Here is a 16,404-nt window from a genome sequence, read left to right as displayed (position 1 = left end):
CCCGGAACGCTTGAGAGAGCGCTCTCCAGGTGCGTACGGTCGGCCACGCCACCAACCGGAATGCCTTCTGGAGGGCGTCTCCATGTTTGATCAGACCCCGCCGCGCCGCCGCTGGTCCGGCCGGCGTCGTGCCTTACTGGCGCTGCTCACCGTGCCCGTCGCGGGCGCCGTCGCGACCACCGTCGTCATCAGCACGACCGCCGGAGCGGAGCAGGCCGACACCGCCGGCGTGATCCAGGCCGAGGCCTGGAGCGCGCAGAACGGCGCCCGCACCGAGAACACCGGCGACACCGGCGGCGGCAAGAACGTCGGCTGGCTCGCCAACGGCGACTGGATGCGGTACGACGGCATCGATCTCGGCACGTCCGGCTCTCTCACCGCCAACGTGCGCGTCGCCGCGGCCAGCCGCGCGGGCGGCACGATCGAGCTGCGCGCCGGCTCGCAGACCGGCGAGCTGCTGGCCAGCTACGCCGTCGGCTACACCGGCAGCTGGCAGACCTGGGTCACCAAGACCGCGGTCGGCAGCACCCAGCTGACCGGCAAACAGACCGTCTTCCTGCTGCTCAAGAGCAGCCAGGCGAACGACTTCATCAACGTCAACTGGCTGCAGTTCAAGCGCACGCCGACGGCGACGGTGCCCGGCTCGCCGACGGCCTCCGCCAAGCCGAGCGCCGCACCGACGGCCACGACCACGACCGCGCCGCCGCCGTCGAACACCGGGTGGCCGACCGTCGACCCGGCCAAGCAGGCCGCCGACACCGCGGCGTTCTTCGCGCGCAAGCCGCGCCCGATCACGAACAACCCGGTGAAGGTGCCGGAGTTCAACGCCCAGTGCACGATCAGCCACCACGGCAGCGACGACCCGATCGTCTTCCCCGGCCTGGCCGGCGCGTCGCACAACCACACCTTCTTCGGCAACAAGACGACGAACGCGGCGTCCACGACGGAGTCGCTGTTCGGCGCGGCGACCAGCTGCAACCCGAAGGAGGACCACTCGGCGTACTGGGTGCCCACGCTGTACCAGAACGGCACCGTCGTCGACCCGAAGGCGGTGACCGTCTACTACGGCTCCCGCCTGAAGGACCCGAGCAAGACGCAGCCGTTCCCGCTCGGCCTGCGCATGATCACGGGTGACGCCAAGGTGCAGACCGACACCCCGGACAAGCAGGGCAACCACTTCTGGTGCGCGGGCATCGGCGGCGCGGTCGGCCGCACGGCCAACGGCGAGTACCCGGTCTGCGCCAAGACCGCCGAGCTCGTCCGGCAGATCACCTTCCCGGACTGCTGGGACGGCGTGCACCTGGACAGCCCGGACCACAAGGCGCACATGGCCTGGGGCGACCACACGGGCGCCTGCCCGAAGTCGCACCCGGTGCCGATCCCGTCGGTGTCGTTCGTGATCGCGTACCCGCTGAACACGAACACGGAGGGCATCTCGCTCGCCTCCGGCACCGGCTACTCGATGCACGCGGACTTCTGGAACGCGTGGGAGCCCGAGGCGCTCGCCCAGCGGGTCCGGGACTGCCTGGACCAGGGGTACAAGTGCAACTCGGCCGGCAACTTCTAGCTTGAGAGAACGCAGGAGCTGGGAAGGCCACCCGCCGCCACGGGTGGCCTTTCCCGTTAGCTGCAACGTCAGACCACCCTTCGACTTGGCAGGGTTGAGGCATGGCGGTCCGCTGCGTCATCGTCGACGACTCCGAGCGCTTCCGGGCCAGCGCGCGTCGCCTCCTGACCACGCAGGGCCTGACGGTGGTTGCGGACGCGGCGGACAGCCGGCAGGCGATGCGGGTGATCGACGAACATGATCCAGATGTGGTACTGGTGGATGTCGGCCTCGGCGCCGAGAGCGGCTTCGATCTCGCCGCCAAGCTGGCACCGCGCCCGGTGATCATGGTCTCCAGCCTGGCACCGGACGACATCGAGGACCTCGTGGGCCCCAGCGGTGCGATCGGCTACGTGCCGAAGAACCAGCTGTCGGCCTGCACGATCACATCGATGTTGAAGCGGCCTCGAGGAACGTGAGGACCGCGAGCACCCGCCGGTGGTTGTCGTCGGTCTCCGGCAGGTCGAGCTTGGTCAGGATCGAGCGCACGTGCTTCTCCACGGTGCCCTCGGTGACCCACAGCTCCTTGGCCACACCCGCGTTCGAGCGGCCCTCCGCCATCAGCGCCAGCACCTCCCGCTCGCGCGGGCTCAGCACGTCGAGCGGGTCGCGCCGGCGGTGCGCGGCGACGAGCTCCTGCACCACGGCCGGGTCCACCACCGTGCCACCGTCGTGCACGCGGTGCAGCGTCTCCAGGAACTCCTCGACGTCGGTGACCCGCGTCTTGAGCAGGTAGCCGATGCGCTCGCCACTGGCGAGCAGCTCGATGGCGTGCTCCACTTCCACGAACGCCGAGAGGACCAGCAGCGCGACGCTCGGGAACCGCAGCCGGATCTCGCGGGACGCCGCCAAGCCCTCGGTGGTGTGGGTCGGCGGCATACGGATGTCGACGATCGCCAGGTCGGGCGAGGTCTTCTCGACCAGCTCGAGCAGGTGGTTGCCGTCATCAGCGAGCCCGACCACGCTGAAGCCGTGCCGGTCCAGCAGGCTGGCCAGCCCTTCCCTCAGCAGGACGTCGTCGTCGGCGATCACCACCCGGAGCTGGAGCGCCGCACTACCTTCGAATGCCATCAAATCCAACATATCCCCGCATTGCTGGGTAGACACCCCCTATGCGCGGAGGGTTGACCGTCCGGCTCGGGGTGACATGCGTGCTCTTCACCCTGCTGATCAGCACCGCGTTCGCCACGATCCTCTTCTCGGTGTACCAGCTGCGCAGTTCCGTCCTCGTCGTCACCCGCGCCGAGCGAGCCGTGTCCGCCGCGAACACACTCGAGCGCCTCGTGCTCGACGTGGAGGCGGGCCGGCGCGGCTACGCCCTCACGCACGACCGCGCGCTGCTGCAGCCCTGGATCCGCGCGCAGCAGCAGATCCCGCTGCGCCAGCAGGAGCTCGCCTCCTCCGTCGCGGGCGATCCGGCGCAGGCCGCACGGGTCGCCACGCTCAACAGCGACGTCACCGCGTACCTCGACACGTACGCCGACCCCGCCATCACCGACGACGGCGCCGACCCGACGAACATCGACCCGCAATCCATCACCAACGGCCAGAAGAGTGTGGCCGCACTGCGCGAGGAGTTCGACGAGTTCACCGTGGCGCAGCGGAAGATCGTCGACGGCATGCGCGCCGAAGCGAACCGCGCCGGCCAGCGGGCCTTGATCGCCGGCATCGCCGGGCTCGCGACGTCGCTGCTGGCGGTGGCCGTCCTGACCCGCTCACTCGCGGTCATGGTCGTGCGTCCGCTGCACCGGCTGGTGACGGCGGCCGACAAGGTGGCCGGCGGCGACATGACCGTGCGGATCGACATCGACGGGCCGGTCGAGATCGGCAAGATGCAGCGGACGTTCAACTCGATGGTGAGCGCGCTGGAACGCAGCCGCGAGACGCTCGGCACAGTCGCGGCCGAGCAGGCGGCACTGCGCCGGGTGGCAACCGTGGCGGCCCGCGGGCGGCCGGCCGGCGAGGTGTTCGCCACGGTCACCGAGGAGGCCGGAAAGCTGTTCGGTGCGGACGCCGCGGTACTGGTGCGGTTCGAGGCGGAGGAGAACGTCGGCACGGTCGTGGCGAGCTGGAGCTTCGACCCCGCACACCGGATCCCCCTCGGCCGGGTCGAGCTCCAGGGCCACGGGATCGCCGGGCAGGTGATGCTCTCCGGCCGGCCGGTCCGCCTGGAGGGCGACCAGAGCGCCGACTTCCTCGCCCGGGAGTTCGGCGACACCTCGATCCGGTCGGCGATCGGCGCGCCGATCATCGTCGCCGACCGCACGTGGGGCGCGCTGAAGGCGCTGTCGACCTCCGACCACGCGCTCGAGCATCAGGACGCGGTGCGCGCGGCGGAGTTCACCGACCTGGTGGCCAGCGCGATCGCCAACTCGCAGGCGCGCGCCGACCTCACCGCGTCGCGGGCCCGCGTGGTCGCCGCGACCGACGAGAGCCGCCGCCGGATCGAGCGCGACCTGCACGACGGCACCCAGCAGCGGCTCATCGCGCTGCTGCTCGCGCTGCGCGCGACCGAGACCCAGGTGAGCGACGGCCTGCAGGACCGCGTGCACACGATCGGCGACGACCTGTCCGAGGCGATCGACGAGCTGCGCGAGCTGGCCCGCGGCATCCACCCGTCGATCCTGTCCGAGGGAGGTCTGGCACCGGCGATCAAGTCGCTCGGCCGGCGCTCGCCCGTGCCGGTGGAGGTGCAGCTGGCGCTGCCGGACCGGCTGGACACCAAGATCGAGGTCGGCGTGTACTACGTGGTCGCCGAGGCGCTGACGAACGCGATCCGGCACGCGCGGGCGACCCTCATCAACGTGCGCGCGGCCGTCGTCCGCGGCCGGCTGGAGCTGGCCATCGAGGACGACGGCGTCGGCGGGGCCGACCCGGACACCGGTACCGGCCTCGTCGGGCTGACCGACCGGGTCGCCGCGATCGGCGGCAGCCTGCACATCGCCAGCCGGCCGGGCAGCGGTACCACCCTGAGCATCACCGTCCCGCTGGTCACAGCCTCCGAGGAGGGTGATGGCGGGTGAGTCGGCTATGGAGGCCAGCCGGTATCGGCGGGTACGGAAACCCGCAGCCGGGGAATCCGGCTGGCGTCGGTGTCCCGGATCACGCGGCGAGCGAGTGTGGGTACAGGTAATCCACACCCCGTCTGAACAGGTGATCCACCATGACGACTCGCCCGGTCGACCCGGTGCTGTGCATGGCACTGTTCGTCTCCGAAGCCCCCAAGACCTCCGACCTCGACGACAAGGCGGTTCGCGAGACCGTCGACCGCACGCTCGAGCAGCTCGGACCTGACGAGTGCTACGCCCGTGCGGCCGAGGTGTTCGGTGACCGTCCGGACGTCGCCCTGGACCGGATTCAGTGGGCGCGCGAACTGTGCGCCCGCGCTCTGGCGCCGTCGCTCAGCGGCGCAGCCGATCGATGATGTCGTTCAGCTGCGCCAGGTCCCCCGCGTCGAGTGCCAGCAGGGGCGGTGGCGGCTCGTTGAGCAAGCCCTCCGCGCGAGCCGCCGCCGCCTGCCCAGCCTCCGTCACGGTGACGAGCTTGGCCCGGCGGTCGGTCGGGTGCGGCGCACGCCGGACCAGCCCCCGCCGCTCGAGATCGTCGACGACCAGCGTCGTGTAGGGCGCGTCGGTGTGCAGGTCCGCCGCCAGCTCGCGCAGCGTGACCGCGCCGCCGGCGATCCGGCGCAAGGCCTTGACCCGCACGAAGCTCATGCCGAGCGCCTCGCAGACCTCCTTGCGGCGGTCGTACTGATCCAGCACGAGCGCCCGCAGCGCGCGCCAGGCCCGCGCCGCGGCTTCGGTGTCAGGCATCGGCCAGCTCCGGTTCGAGTTGCCGCTCCCTCACCCGCGGCCCGGTGGTGAGCGTACCGATCACCACCACCGCCGCACCGCAGCCGGCCACGATCCACCAGGCCGCATGACTCGCGGCCACGAACCCCTCCGCCATCGGCGCGCCGTGCAGGCCCGTCGAGACGACCGCGCCCAGCACCGCCACCCCCAGCATGGCGCCGAACTGCCGGCTCGTCGACGCGAACGCCGCCGCCACACCCGCCTGCTCGGTCGGCAGGCCGGACACCGCCGTCACCGTGATCGGCGGGTTGACCATCGCGAAGCCGACGCCGAACAGCGAGTACGCGACCAGCAGCCAGGCCAGTGACGTGTGCGGCCCGAGCCCGGCCAGCATGACCCCGCTGGCGGCGATGCCCACCCCGCCGATCAGCAGCGACGGCCGCGGCCCGCGACTGCCCACCAGCCGTCCGGACAGCGGTCCGAGCACGACGGTGACCGCCGCGACCGGCAGCGTCAGCAGCCCGGCGTGCAGCGGCGTGTACCCGCGCACCTCCTGCAGGTAGATGGCGTTGAGCAGCAGGAACCCGGCCAGCGAGCCGAACACGGCCACGGCGGTCAGCGTCGCGCCCGCGAACGGCGGGCTGCGGAACAGCCGCAGGTCGACGAGCGGCTCGCGCCGTCGCGGCTCGACCACGAACAGGGCGGCCAGCGCGGCAACCGCGATCACGCCGGCGATCCACTCCCGCTCGATGATCGCGTAGGTGGCCGACGCCAGCAGGACCAGCACGATCACCTGGCCGGGCAGGTCGGGCCGGCGGGGCCTGGACGCCTTCGACTCGGGCACGAAGAGGACGGTGAGGACGATCGCCGCCAGCCCGATGGGGATGTTGATCCAGAAGATGTACCGCCACCCGACCGACTGCACCAGCAGCCCGCCGACGACGGGGCCGAGCGCCATGCTGATCCCGACGACGCCGGCCCACACGCCCACGGCCTGGGCACGTTCGCGCCGGTCGGTGAAGACGTTGGTGATGATGGACATCGCGACCGGGTTGAGCATCGAGCCCCCGATCGCCTGGAGCACACGGAACGCGATCAGCCAGCCCAGCGACGGCGCCAGGCCGCACAGCAGCGAGCCGGTGACGAAGATCGCGAGGCCGGTGAGGAAGGTCCGGCGCCGGCCGATCCGGTCGGCGGTCGCGCCCGCCATGAGCAGAAGGCTGGCGATGACCAGCGTGTAGGCGTCGATCGTCCACTGCACGCCTTCCAGTGAGGCGTCGAGGTCCTCGCGCAGCTTCGGTACCGCGACGTTGACGATCGTGTTGTCCAGCCCGACGATCAGCAGGCTCAGGCAGCAGATCCCCAGAATGAGCAACCGCCGGCGACGTGCTTGTACGACCACAACTATTATGTTCGTACAAGCAACGACCCGGTGGATATCGGTCCTTCGGCTTTGCGGCGCAGATCACTGCCCGGTCTCGACGATGGACGTCGCCGTGACGGTGTCCCCGTCGACGGTCCCGACGATGGTCACGGTGTCGCCGGCCGCGACGTCGGCCACGGCCGCGCTGTCCTTCACGACGAACGTGGTGCTGTGGCCGTCGGCGCTCTTGGCGGTGATGGAGGTGTCGCTGACGGCGGTGACGGTGCCGCTCTGGAGGCGCTTCGTCGTGTACCCGCCGTTGCCGTCGGACGAGACGAAGTCCCCGTACAGGGCCCCGTTCACGCCGCCGCCGAACCCGCCGCCCATGCCGCCGGGTCCGCCCTGGCCGTCCTGCGGAACGCCGTTCATGCCGCCGGGGCCGCCCTGACCGCCGGGGCCGGCCTGCTGTTGCGTGGTGGAGCCGCTGTCGCCGGCGGCCTGGATGACCGCGAACCCGCCGCCGCCGATCACGAGCGCCGCCACGACGCCGACGATGGCGGCCTTGACCTTGGAGTGCTTCTTCGGCGCGGCCGCGGGCCCGAGCGGGTACGGCGTCCCCGCGGGACCGGCCTGGTACGGCGGCGCCGCTCCGCCGCCACCCGCCCACGGCGCGCCGCCGCTCGGGGTCGCCTGTGGTTGGGCGCCGTACGCGGCGATTCCCGCGTCGTACGGCAGGGCCTCGCCTGCGTAGGCCGGCATCACGTCGCCTCCGTGAGCCGGCATCACGTCGCCGCTCTGGGCCGGCATCGCGTGGGCGCCATAGGTCGGCGCCGCGGCGCCGTTCTGGCCCGGCATCGACTCGGTGGCCGGCGCGGCCGGTTCGGCCGGGGTGGCCCAGACCGGGGCGGGAGACTGGTCGGTGCTGCGGCTCATGGCGTTCGCTCCTTGCTGTCGGGCGGCCCGCTCCGGGAACCGCTCGCCAGCAACGATTCCGGCGCTGCCTGGCACCAGGGTCCGGCTTCCTTGGCAACCGGCTGTGAGGCCCCGGCGGGTTGCTCACCCGCCGGGGCCTCATGGATTGCCGACCGTCACGCGGCGACGGGCTCCAGCGCCTCGACCGGGGCGGACCGACGGCCGCGCAGGACCGACACGCCCACCAGGAGCAGGCCGAGCACGGCCCAGGCGGTGAGGACGAGGACGGGCCGGGTGGCGGCGTTGCCATCGAAGAAGGCGCTGCTGCGCAGGAGGGTGCCGGCGGCGCCCGGCGGCAGGTACTGCCCCAGCACGCCCCACCCCGACGGCAGCATCTCCGGCGCGCTGGCCAGGCCGGACAGCGGGTTGCCGAGCAGCATCATCACGCCGGCGCCGATGCCGAGCCCGGCCGTGCCGAGCAGCGACTCCAGCCCGAGCAGCGTGAGCGCGGTCGCGCCGATGGACAGGGCCACCACACCGCTGTTGGCCCAGTAGTCGCCGCCGAGAGAGCCCAGCCAGTACTGCAGGATCCCCACGAGCGCCAGACCGCCCGTGATCGCGAAGGCGAGCGCGCCGGCCACCCGCCGGGCGACGCCCACGACGAGGTTGGTGAGCAGCCCCGCCGCGACGATCCCGCCGAGCACGAGCGGCAGCGCACCGGCGGCGAGCCCGGCCCCGCGCGGGTCGTCGGCCGGCAGCGGCACGAGGTCGCGCACGGTGACGGCGGTGGCGGACTGGTCAAGCCCCGCCGCGACCTGCTGCAGCGCCTGCGCGACGGCCGGGCTGGCGGCCGAGGCGATGATCAGCTGCGGCTTGCCGCTGGTGAGGTCGATCGCGCCGTACACCTCCCGCTCCCGGATCAGCCGCTCGGCCTCCTGCGTGCTGTCGACGGCGACCAGGTCGAACGCCCCGGGCCGCTTGGCTTCGAGCTGCTGCTTGACCTGCCCGGTGGCCTGCGGCGGCCCGGCGACGGCGAGCGGAATGTCGTGCACGGTCGACCGGGTGGCCGGCCACGCGAACGCGATCATGATGAGACTGAGCAGTGCGGTGAGCAGGAGCACGATCGCCCCGACACGGGGCCACGGCGACCGGCTTGCGCTGTGCTGCTGGGCCATCGGAAGTCTCCCTAAAAAGAACGTTCGTTCGTTCACTTTGAGCATGCGACCCCGAGCCGAGGTCGTCAAGAATGAACGTTCGCTTTACGACCGTGACGCCCACTACACCGCACCCAAGATCGAGGCGGACCGCCCGGGGAGCACCCACCCGGCGGCCCGCCACCCGTGGCCACACCGCGCCACCACCACCCACCGCGACGCCGCACCATCCGTCGCCGCGCTGCAGGCCGCGAATCGCCCGATCACCCGCGACGGCTGCCGGCTGCGCACCCATGATCAAGGGAAACTCGTGGTCGCCATAGCAGCCAAATGCTTCCCACGATCATGGAACGCCAGGCGCGTGATCGCCGTTTGGGCGCGTCTGCTCCGTGACCGAGCGGGTCCTCAGGCACGCGGGCCTTCCGCGCGGGCGACCGCCCGCGGGTTCTTGGCACGACGGCGATGGCAGCGTCTTCTCGGCGGGACGAATGTCGCGCCGAGAAGAGCGTTGTCTGGCGGGAGCGACGGTCGTGCGTTGCGCGGACCCGAGTCAGAAAAGCATCAAATTACGCTCAGATGGACGTGATTCGTATGGTCGCTGGACGGGTCGCCGTTGCCGCCGCTGTACGCGTGCCAGCCGGCGGCCGGGGTCCATACCTGGCGGAACCAGATCACGTAGAGCACGCCCAGCGCGCTCGCGTTCTTGACGAAGAAGGCCGCCAAGTTGTTGCCGTAGGTTCGGTCGCCGCCGCTGGCCACGCCGCCGAAGCCGCTGGATTGGGCGGCGAAGTCGCAGGCTCGGCCTTTCGGGTGTTCGTACGGGCCCGACGGGCGGAAGCAGGAATAGTATCGCTTGAATCCCGCTTCGTGCGCTTCCTTCACCGCGTGGATCATGCGCGGGGTGATGCAGCCCTTGGTCGTCGTGGGGTCGTCGATGATGCATTTTTCGGCGGGCCACGAGCCGTCGGCGTTGCGCGGGGCCGGGTTGGCGAGCGGTGAGTTGGCGTTCACGTAGCCGTCGGCCCTGCCGTTGCCCAGTTTCGTCAGGGCGGTCTCGGCGTCCTTCTTCTTCTTGCCCATGATGTCGGTCTGGGCCTGCTGCTTGGCGACCTCCTCGTCGCTCGCCTTCTTGGCGGCGGCGAGGTCGGCCTGCAGCTTGTTGAGGCGGGCGATCTGGCGGTCGTTGTACCGCGCGATGGTGTTCACCAGCACCGCCCGGTCCATGAACTGCTCGGGGGAGTCGGTGGTGATGAGCGCCGACGTGATCCGGATGCCGCCCGTGCGGTACGAGGCGGCGGCGATGAGATTGACCGACGCCTGCACCGGCGCCATCTCGCGCTGCATGGCGGCCATCTGCTCGGCGAGCTCGGCCTGCTTCTTCTTCGACGTCTCCAGGATCGCCTGGGCGTCGAGGAACTCGCGGTTGGCCTGCTCGAGCTTTTCGCCCAGCGTCATGTTGGCGCTGCCCTCGTCCGGCGGCGCGGTCGGATCGCCCGGTGCGGCCGACGCGGGCGTGGCCCACGCACCCACCGTGACGAGCACCGCAGCCAGCAGGAGTGCCGCCCGGCGTCGCATATTGATCACTTTCTGTCCCTCCGCGCACCGCCTACCGAGTTAGCTGACGGGTTCGGGACGGAACAGTGGCCCTACCGCGAATGCGGATTCACCCCAGAAATCGGTGGGTCCCCGGCTCGGTCGAAACCGATTCGGCGGCGGATCCACTGGCACCGAGGGGCGCCGCCAGGCGAATCCGGGCTCAGATTACCGAATCGTCACCGGATTGCGCAGGACCGAGAATGCCTACCACTCAACTACGGACGGTAGCCAGCTTGCGGGTGCCCAGCAAGGCGATCCAGCCGAAGGTCAGCCCTAGGGCGACAGTGACCACCATCGTGAGGTTGCCGGTCGGCAGCACGCCGGCGACCTGCTCGGCGAGCGTGCCCAGGCCGACGTACAGCCCGCCCCAGAGCACCGAACCGATCGCGGCGGTGCGCAGGAAGCGCCCGTAGGGCATCCGGAGGCCGCCCGCGGCGAGCGGGACGAGCGTGTTGACGAACGGCAGGAATGGCGCGGTCACCAGGATCCGGCTGCCGCCCTCGCGGACGACCCGGTCGGCGGTGGCCCACCGCTCGGCGCCGACCCACGCGCCGAAGCGGCCGCGGCGTAACCGCTCGCCGAGATACCGCCCGGCGAAGAAGGTGATCGACCAGCCGGCGAGGCACCCGGCGACGACCCAGCCGAGGCTGGTGAACGGGTCGACCGAGCCCGACGTGGTGAGGATCGCGACGTCCGCCGGCACGAGGATGCCGATGAGCGGGATCGCGTCGAGGAGCATGACCAGGCCGAGCGCGAGGCCCAGCAGGGGTCCCGGTACCGCTTCGAGAAAGGTCATGCAAGGACGGTATGGCTGAGCGTATCTGCCGCACATCAGGGAGCGACCCCGAGCAGACCCCGAGACCGGGGTCATCCCCAGGGTCGGCGTGTCTGATTCGGCCATCGACGGTTGCTTTGCTAGCGTCCCCGCTAGCAAACGGCTAGCGGGAGAGATCCACTTGGACGCGACAGAGAAGACGGTGGCGATGCCGCCGCAGCGGCCGCGCTTCGAGCGCGTGCAGCTCAACACCCGGGTGCGGGTCGAGATCGAGCAGATGCTGCAGCGGTTCGTCATCGATCACAACACCACGGTGCAGAGCTCCGTGGACCTCGCGCTGGCCGAGTTCCTCGCGGCACGGGGATACCCGCTGCCCGCAGCGGATGACGGGAGAAACCGGTGACGACGCCGGGCATTGGCCAACACGACGCCGACCTGCAAAAGACCGTTCGACGCACCTCCTACATGCGCCAGCTGTTCTACGTCGTGGTTCTGCTGGTCGCACTGGCCGGGCAGGTGACCGGCGCGGTCCAGGCCCTCGGCATCCCGCTGATCTGGGCCATCCCGGCCGTCGCCGCGCTCGAACTGGGCGGCATCGTGGTGCTCGCCAACGCCGACGTACGGCGCCGGCTGGGCGAGCGGGCGACCGCGTCGCGGTTCCTGTCGGCGCTCATCGCCGCGTTCGCGGTCGCGTTCAACTGGATGGCCCACGACGACAAGCTGCTCGCCGGGTTCTTCGCCGGAATGTCCGCCCTGGGGTACCTCGTGTGGCTCATGCACACCGAGAACCAGCGCCGCGACCGGCTGCGGGCCAAGGGCGACCTGCCACCGACCACACCCGCGTACGAGGTGGTCGGCCACTGGATCCGCCACCCGTGGATGACCCTGCGCGCCAAGAACCTCGCCAAGGCCGACACGAAGCTCGGCCTCTACACCTCCCTCGCCGCGGCCCGGGCCGAGAAGCGCAAGGAGCAGCGCACGGCGGCCATCGCCAAGGTGCTGCACCGCAAGATCCGCTCAGCCGTCGACCCGACGACAGCCGACATCGCCGTCGCCGTCTACGACCTCGACGAGATCGCACTGCGGCTCGCCAACGGCGCCGACTACGACGGGCTCACCGCGCTCATCGCCGCCGACCTGGCACCGGCCCGGCTGGCCGCCAACGGCGTCGTGGAGCAGCCCCCGGGCCGGGAGCGGGAGATCGCGCCTCCGGAGCCCGAGATCATCGACACCGAGGAGCAGCTCGCACTGCCCGAGGCCGCGACGGTCATCCCGGTCTCGGCGCCGCCCAGCGTCTCGCCCCTCGGAGAGCTGCGGACCGAGATCGAAGGCATCCTGCCGCCGCAGCGCAAGCCGCGCAGCCGGTCGGCCGTCGCCGAGATCACCGAGATCGCCGAGGAGCCGACGCTCAACCCGCCGCCCATCGTCCGGGACGGATCGCTGCGCAGCCAGGTGCACCAGCTGCTGCACGAGCACATCCCGCCCGGCGACCAGCGCGACGTGGTGCAGCTGACGACGTTCGTCGGCGACCTGCTCGACCTCGACGACGTCGAGCGGCTCACCGCCTCCAACTACGTCCGCACCTGGAAGCGCGAGGTTGACGCCGGCCGCCGCGCCGCGGTCAACGGCCGGCACCTGGAGGACGTCATCCCCGCCAAACGGTAGGCAGCGCGGTGAAGATCCGGGCCACGGCTGCCGATCAGGCAACCGTGGCCCGGCTGCCGATGTCGGTGCAGAACGTGGTCAGGGGCGGCGGGCCGACCAGCCGAACGGGTCGGGGCGCAGGCCGCGCTGGATGCCCACGATGGCGTCGCGGATGGCCGTCGTCACCGGGCCCTCGTTGCCGTCGGCGATCGTGAACGCGCCGTCCTGCGTGCGGGCCGCGCCGATCGACGTGATCACCACGCCCGTGCCGCTGGCGAACGTCTCGCGCAGGGTGCCGTTCTCGGCGTCGCGGCGCCACTCGTCGAACGAGTACGGACGCTCGGCCACCGTGTAGCCCAGGTGCTCGGCCAGGCGCAGCACCGAGTCGCGGGTCACCCCGGGCAGAATCGAGCCGTTGAGCGGCGGGGTCACGATCGCGTCGTCGTACACGAAGAAGACGTTCATGCTGCCCGACTCCTCGATCCAGCGGTGCTCGACCGCGTCGAGGAACACGACCTGGTCGCAGCCGGCCTCCTGGGCCTGGGCCTGGGCCAGCAGGCTCGCGGCGTAGTTGGCGGCCGTCTTCACGGCGCCCGTGCCGCCCGGGGCCGCCCGCGTGAGGTCCTTCGACACCCACACCGTGACCGGCTTGGCGCCGCCCGCGAAGTACGATCCGGCGGGCGAGGCGATCACCGCGAACAGGTACTCCGACGACGGCCGCACCCCGAGGAACGGGTCGGTGGCGAGCATGAACGGGCGGAGGTACAGGCTCTGGCCGGGCTTCGCCGGCACCCACTCCCGGTCGGCCTCGACGAGCGTCCACACGGCCCGCAGGAACAGCTCCTCGGGCAGCTCGGGCATCGCCATGCGCACCGCGGTGGTGTTGAGGCGGCGAGCGTTGGCGTCGGGGCGGAAGAGCGCGACCCCACCTTCCGGCATCGCGTACGCCTTCAGGCCCTCGAAGATCTCCTGGCCGTAGTGCAGCGCCGCGGTGGCCGGCGACAGCGCCAGCGGCCCGAAGGGCACCAGGCGGGCGTCATACCAGCCCTTGGACTCCGCATACCGGATGGTGACCATGTGGTCGGTGAAGACGCGGCCGAACCCGGGATCGGCCAGCAGCGCCGCGCGCTCCTCGGCCGGGCGGCGCTCGGCGGGAACAACCTCGAACTCAAGCATTCCGAGACTGTATGCGGAACCTGAACGATCCCTAAGGAGAATCCCGATGACTGGACGGTAGCTAGAACAGATCGGACGGTGGTGCCGGGGAGTCGACCGCGGTTGCGTCGGTGATGGGCCGCGCGGAGGCGACCAACCGATCCAGGTCGTCACCGTCGACGAGGCGGGCCGGGAACGGGTCGGCCGCCGCGGCGCGGGCCAGCACAGCCGCGGGGATGCGGCCGGCGACCGCGGACCCGACCAGGATGACGTTGCCGAAGCGCCGGCCGCGCAGCACCGCGGGCTCGGCGAGCAGCACCACCGACGCGAAGACCGTCCGCAGGGAGGCCACCTGCGAACGGGCGAAGGCCAGGCCGTTCCCGTCGGCCAGGTTCGCCACGTAGAGGCCGTCGGGGCGCAGCACCCGGGCGGCCGCCGACAGGAACTCCACCGAGGTCAGGTGGGCCGGGACCCGCGCACCCCGGTAGACGTCGGCGATGAGCAGGTCAAAGCGGGCCGGGGCGGTCGTCTCCACCACGGCGCGGGCGTCGGCGGCGCGCACCCGGATGTCGGCGCCGCGGGGCAGCGGCAGCTCCCGCCGAACGAACTCGATCAGGGAAGCGTCCAGCTCGGCGACCCGCTGCGCCGAGCCGGGACGGGTCGCCGCCACATACCGCGGCAAGGTCAACGCACCGCCGCCCAAATGCAACACGGACATCGGCGCGGCCGGCGGCGCCATCGCGTCGATGACGGAGGCGATGCGCCGCATGTACTCGAAGTCGAGACTGCGCGGGTCGGTGAGATCGACCGCTGACTGCGGGTAACCGTCGATGAGCAGCGTCCAGCGGCCCGGACGCCCGTCATCAGGGCAGAGTTCCGCCACACCACCAGCGATCGACGCGACGATGCCGGCCGCCCGCTTCCGCCCACCCATGCCGTCAATCTTGCAACTTGCACCGTCAGAATCTTGGTCCGGGACAATGACTACTACGCTACGTATAGATCACAAATACCCAGACGGAGTTGTCCGGTGCACGCTTTAGGACGACGATTTGGTCGACTCTTGACTCGGTGTCCGGACCTCTGGGACCCACACTCCTCACGCGGAGGCGCGATGCAAGTACCCGCCGCATTCGAATACGCGAAGGCCACGAGCGTCGATCAGACCCTTGAGCTGCTGGCTCAGTGGGGTGAGGACGCGCGCGTCATCGCCGGCGGTCACAGCCTGATCCCCATGATGAAGCTGCGTCTCGCCCGCCCGACGGCGCTCATCGACATCAACGACGTCACGGAGCTTTCGTACATCCGCGTCGAGGGCGCCGAGCTGCGCATCGGCGCGCTCACGCGGCACGCCGAGCTGCTCGCCTCGCCGCTGGTCGAGGAGCACTACCGGATCTTCGCCGACGCCGAGAAGGTGATCGCCGATCCGCTGGTGCGCAACCGTGGCACGGTCGGCGGCTCGCTCTGCCAGGCCGATCCGGCCGAAGACCTCTCCGCCGCGTTCGCCGCGGTCGACGCCTCGGTCGTCATCCAGGGTGCGCGGGGGTCGCGCACCGTGAAGCTCACCGAGTTCCACGTCGGGCCGTACGAGACCGTGGTCGAGCCCGGTGAGCTGCTCACCGAGATCCGCGTGCCGATCCGCCCGGGCGGCGGCTCGGCCTACCTCAAGGTCGAGCGCCGGGTCGGCGACTGGGCGGTCGCGGCCGCCGGCGCCGCCGTCTGGCTCGACGGGGGCACGATCAAGCAGGTCGGCATCGGCCTGGCGGCCGTCGGCGCCGAGCACTTCCGCGCGAGCGAGGCCGAGGCGTCGCTCGTCGGCAAGCCGGCGACCGACGAGTCGTTCGCCGAGGCGGGCCGGATCGCCGCCGAAAACGCCAACCCGGTCGCGGATCAGCGCGGACCGGTCGACTACAAGCGGCACCTCGCCGGCGAGCTGACCACGCGCGCGCTGCGCGCCGCGGCCGCCCGTGCGCGGGGTCAGGAGGCCTGAAACTCATGCAGATCACCGTGACGGTGAACGGGGAAAGTTACACCCGCGACGTCGAGCCCCGGCTCCTGCTCGTGCACTTCCTGCGCAACGAGCTCGGCCTCACCGGCACGCACTGGGGATGCGACACGTCCAACTGTGGCGTGTGCACCGTGTCCCTGGACGGCGTACCGGTCAAGTCGTGCACGGTCCTGGCGGTGATGGCCGACGGCAAGCAGGTCGGCACCGTCGAGGGCCTGGAGGGCGCCGCCGGCCTCGACCCCGTGCAGCAGGGCTTCGTCCAGTGCCACGGCCTGCAGTGCGGCTTCTGCACGCCGGGCATGCTGATCACCGCCCGCGCTCTCCTCGACAAGAACCCCGACCCGTCGGAGCCGGAGATCCGCGAGGCCATCTCGGGCCAGCTGTGCCGCTGCACCGG

At 71.2% G+C, this 16,404-nt stretch carries 17 protein-coding genes and 1 riboswitch; of the genes, 8 read left to right on the top strand and 9 right to left on the bottom strand.

All coding sequences use genetic code 11. The features are described 5' to 3' along the window. The first annotated feature begins 82 nt into the window (after positions 1-82). Together ABZS66_RS38865 and ABZS66_RS38860 are read left to right on the top strand one after the other, a co-directional pair. The gene (locus tag ABZS66_RS38865) at positions 83-1,567 is read left to right on the top strand and encodes a DUF1996 domain-containing protein (RefSeq protein WP_354766778.1); all 1,485 of its coding nucleotides are present in this window, start codon (positions 83-85) and stop codon (positions 1,565-1,567) included. Between the two features lie 101 nt (positions 1,568-1,668). Next, positions 1,669-2,025 carry a response regulator transcription factor gene (locus ABZS66_RS38860; protein ID WP_354766776.1) on the top strand — a complete coding sequence of 119 codons (357 nt, stop codon included), beginning with the start codon at positions 1,669-1,671 and terminating at the stop codon, positions 2,023-2,025. Here the strand turns inward: ABZS66_RS38860 and ABZS66_RS38855 are convergent. Further along, on the bottom strand, positions 1,991-2,677 hold the full coding sequence (locus tag ABZS66_RS38855) for a response regulator transcription factor (RefSeq protein WP_354766774.1): 687 nt from the start codon (positions 2,675-2,677) through the stop codon (positions 1,991-1,993). The genes ABZS66_RS38860 and ABZS66_RS38855 overlap by 35 nt on opposite strands. A gap of 80 nt (positions 2,678-2,757) precedes the next feature. Here ABZS66_RS38855 and ABZS66_RS38850 point away from each other — a divergent pair, with 80 nt between their 5' ends. Together ABZS66_RS38850 and ABZS66_RS38845 are read left to right on the top strand one after the other, a co-directional pair. Then, positions 2,758-4,629, top strand: coding sequence for a CHASE3 domain-containing protein (locus ABZS66_RS38850; RefSeq protein WP_354766772.1), 1,872 nt, complete (start codon positions 2,758-2,760; stop codon positions 4,627-4,629). 173 nt (positions 4,630-4,802) lie between these two features. Further along, on the top strand, positions 4,803-5,030 hold the full coding sequence (locus tag ABZS66_RS38845) for a hypothetical protein (RefSeq protein ID WP_354766770.1): 228 nt from the start codon (positions 4,803-4,805) through the stop codon (positions 5,028-5,030). Here the strand turns inward: ABZS66_RS38845 and ABZS66_RS38840 are convergent. From ABZS66_RS38840 to ABZS66_RS38815, 6 genes are all read right to left on the bottom strand, one after another. After that, positions 5,008-5,421, bottom strand: a complete 414-nt coding sequence (locus ABZS66_RS38840; RefSeq protein WP_354766768.1) for a MarR family transcriptional regulator — start codon at positions 5,419-5,421, stop codon at positions 5,008-5,010. The two genes, ABZS66_RS38845 and ABZS66_RS38840, sit on opposite strands and share 23 nt — an antisense overlap. Then, positions 5,414-6,775 carry an MFS transporter gene (locus ABZS66_RS38835; protein ID WP_354766767.1) on the bottom strand — a complete coding sequence of 454 codons (1,362 nt, stop codon included), beginning with the start codon at positions 6,773-6,775 and terminating at the stop codon, positions 5,414-5,416. The genes ABZS66_RS38840 and ABZS66_RS38835 overlap by 8 nt, the downstream gene beginning before the upstream one ends. A gap of 90 nt (positions 6,776-6,865) precedes the next feature. Beyond that, positions 6,866-7,696: a hypothetical protein gene (locus ABZS66_RS38830; protein ID WP_354766765.1), complete on the bottom strand. Its 831-nt coding sequence runs from the start codon at positions 7,694-7,696 to the stop codon at positions 6,866-6,868. A gap of 155 nt (positions 7,697-7,851) precedes the next feature. Continuing rightward, entirely contained in the window at positions 7,852-8,850 is a 999-nt protein-coding gene (locus tag ABZS66_RS38825) for a hypothetical protein (RefSeq protein ID WP_354766763.1), read from the bottom strand. 540 nt (positions 8,851-9,390) lie between these two features. Next, positions 9,391-10,404: a hypothetical protein gene (locus tag ABZS66_RS38820; protein WP_354766761.1), complete on the bottom strand. Its 1,014-nt coding sequence runs from the start codon at positions 10,402-10,404 to the stop codon at positions 9,391-9,393. Positions 10,405-10,417: 13 nt separating this feature from the next. Continuing rightward, positions 10,418-10,551: riboswitch (cyclic di-AMP (ydaO/yuaA leader) on the bottom strand. A gap of 85 nt (positions 10,552-10,636) precedes the next feature. Further along, positions 10,637-11,221, bottom strand: a complete 585-nt coding sequence (locus ABZS66_RS38815; RefSeq protein ID WP_354766759.1) for a VTT domain-containing protein — start codon at positions 11,219-11,221, stop codon at positions 10,637-10,639. A 181-nt stretch (positions 11,222-11,402) separates the two neighbouring features. Between ABZS66_RS38815 and ABZS66_RS38810 the strand changes: the two genes are divergently transcribed. Then, positions 11,403-11,603 (top strand): hypothetical protein, encoded by a 201-nt coding sequence (locus ABZS66_RS38810; RefSeq protein ID WP_354766757.1) that lies wholly within the window; start codon positions 11,403-11,405, stop codon positions 11,601-11,603. A 62-nt stretch (positions 11,604-11,665) separates the two neighbouring features. Next, positions 11,666-12,865, top strand: coding sequence for a hypothetical protein (locus ABZS66_RS38805; RefSeq protein WP_354766755.1), 1,200 nt, complete (start codon positions 11,666-11,668; stop codon positions 12,863-12,865). A 78-nt stretch (positions 12,866-12,943) separates the two neighbouring features. On the opposite strand, the gene ABZS66_RS38800 is transcribed toward ABZS66_RS38805, so the two are convergent. Continuing rightward, positions 12,944-14,020: a branched-chain amino acid aminotransferase gene (locus tag ABZS66_RS38800; protein ID WP_354766753.1), complete on the bottom strand. Its 1,077-nt coding sequence runs from the start codon at positions 14,018-14,020 to the stop codon at positions 12,944-12,946. 61 nt (positions 14,021-14,081) lie between these two features. After that, positions 14,082-14,933 (bottom strand): fused MFS/spermidine synthase, encoded by an 852-nt coding sequence (locus tag ABZS66_RS38795; protein WP_354766751.1) that lies wholly within the window; start codon positions 14,931-14,933, stop codon positions 14,082-14,084. A 180-nt stretch (positions 14,934-15,113) separates the two neighbouring features. Here ABZS66_RS38795 and ABZS66_RS38790 point away from each other — a divergent pair, with 180 nt between their 5' ends. After that, positions 15,114-15,989, top strand: coding sequence for a xanthine dehydrogenase family protein subunit M (locus tag ABZS66_RS38790; RefSeq protein ID WP_354766749.1), 876 nt, complete (start codon positions 15,114-15,116; stop codon positions 15,987-15,989). 5 nt (positions 15,990-15,994) lie between these two features. Continuing rightward, on the top strand, positions 15,995-16,404 hold a 410-nt coding region (locus ABZS66_RS38785), incomplete at its 3' end, for a (2Fe-2S)-binding protein (RefSeq protein WP_354766747.1).

Source organism: Dactylosporangium sp. NPDC005572 (assembly GCF_040605515.1).
In the GTDB taxonomy this organism is placed as follows: Bacteria; Actinomycetota; Actinomycetes; order Mycobacteriales; family Micromonosporaceae; genus Dactylosporangium.
The sequence above is the reverse complement of the archived record's forward strand: the minus strand, read 5'-3'. Positions and strand labels throughout refer to the sequence as shown.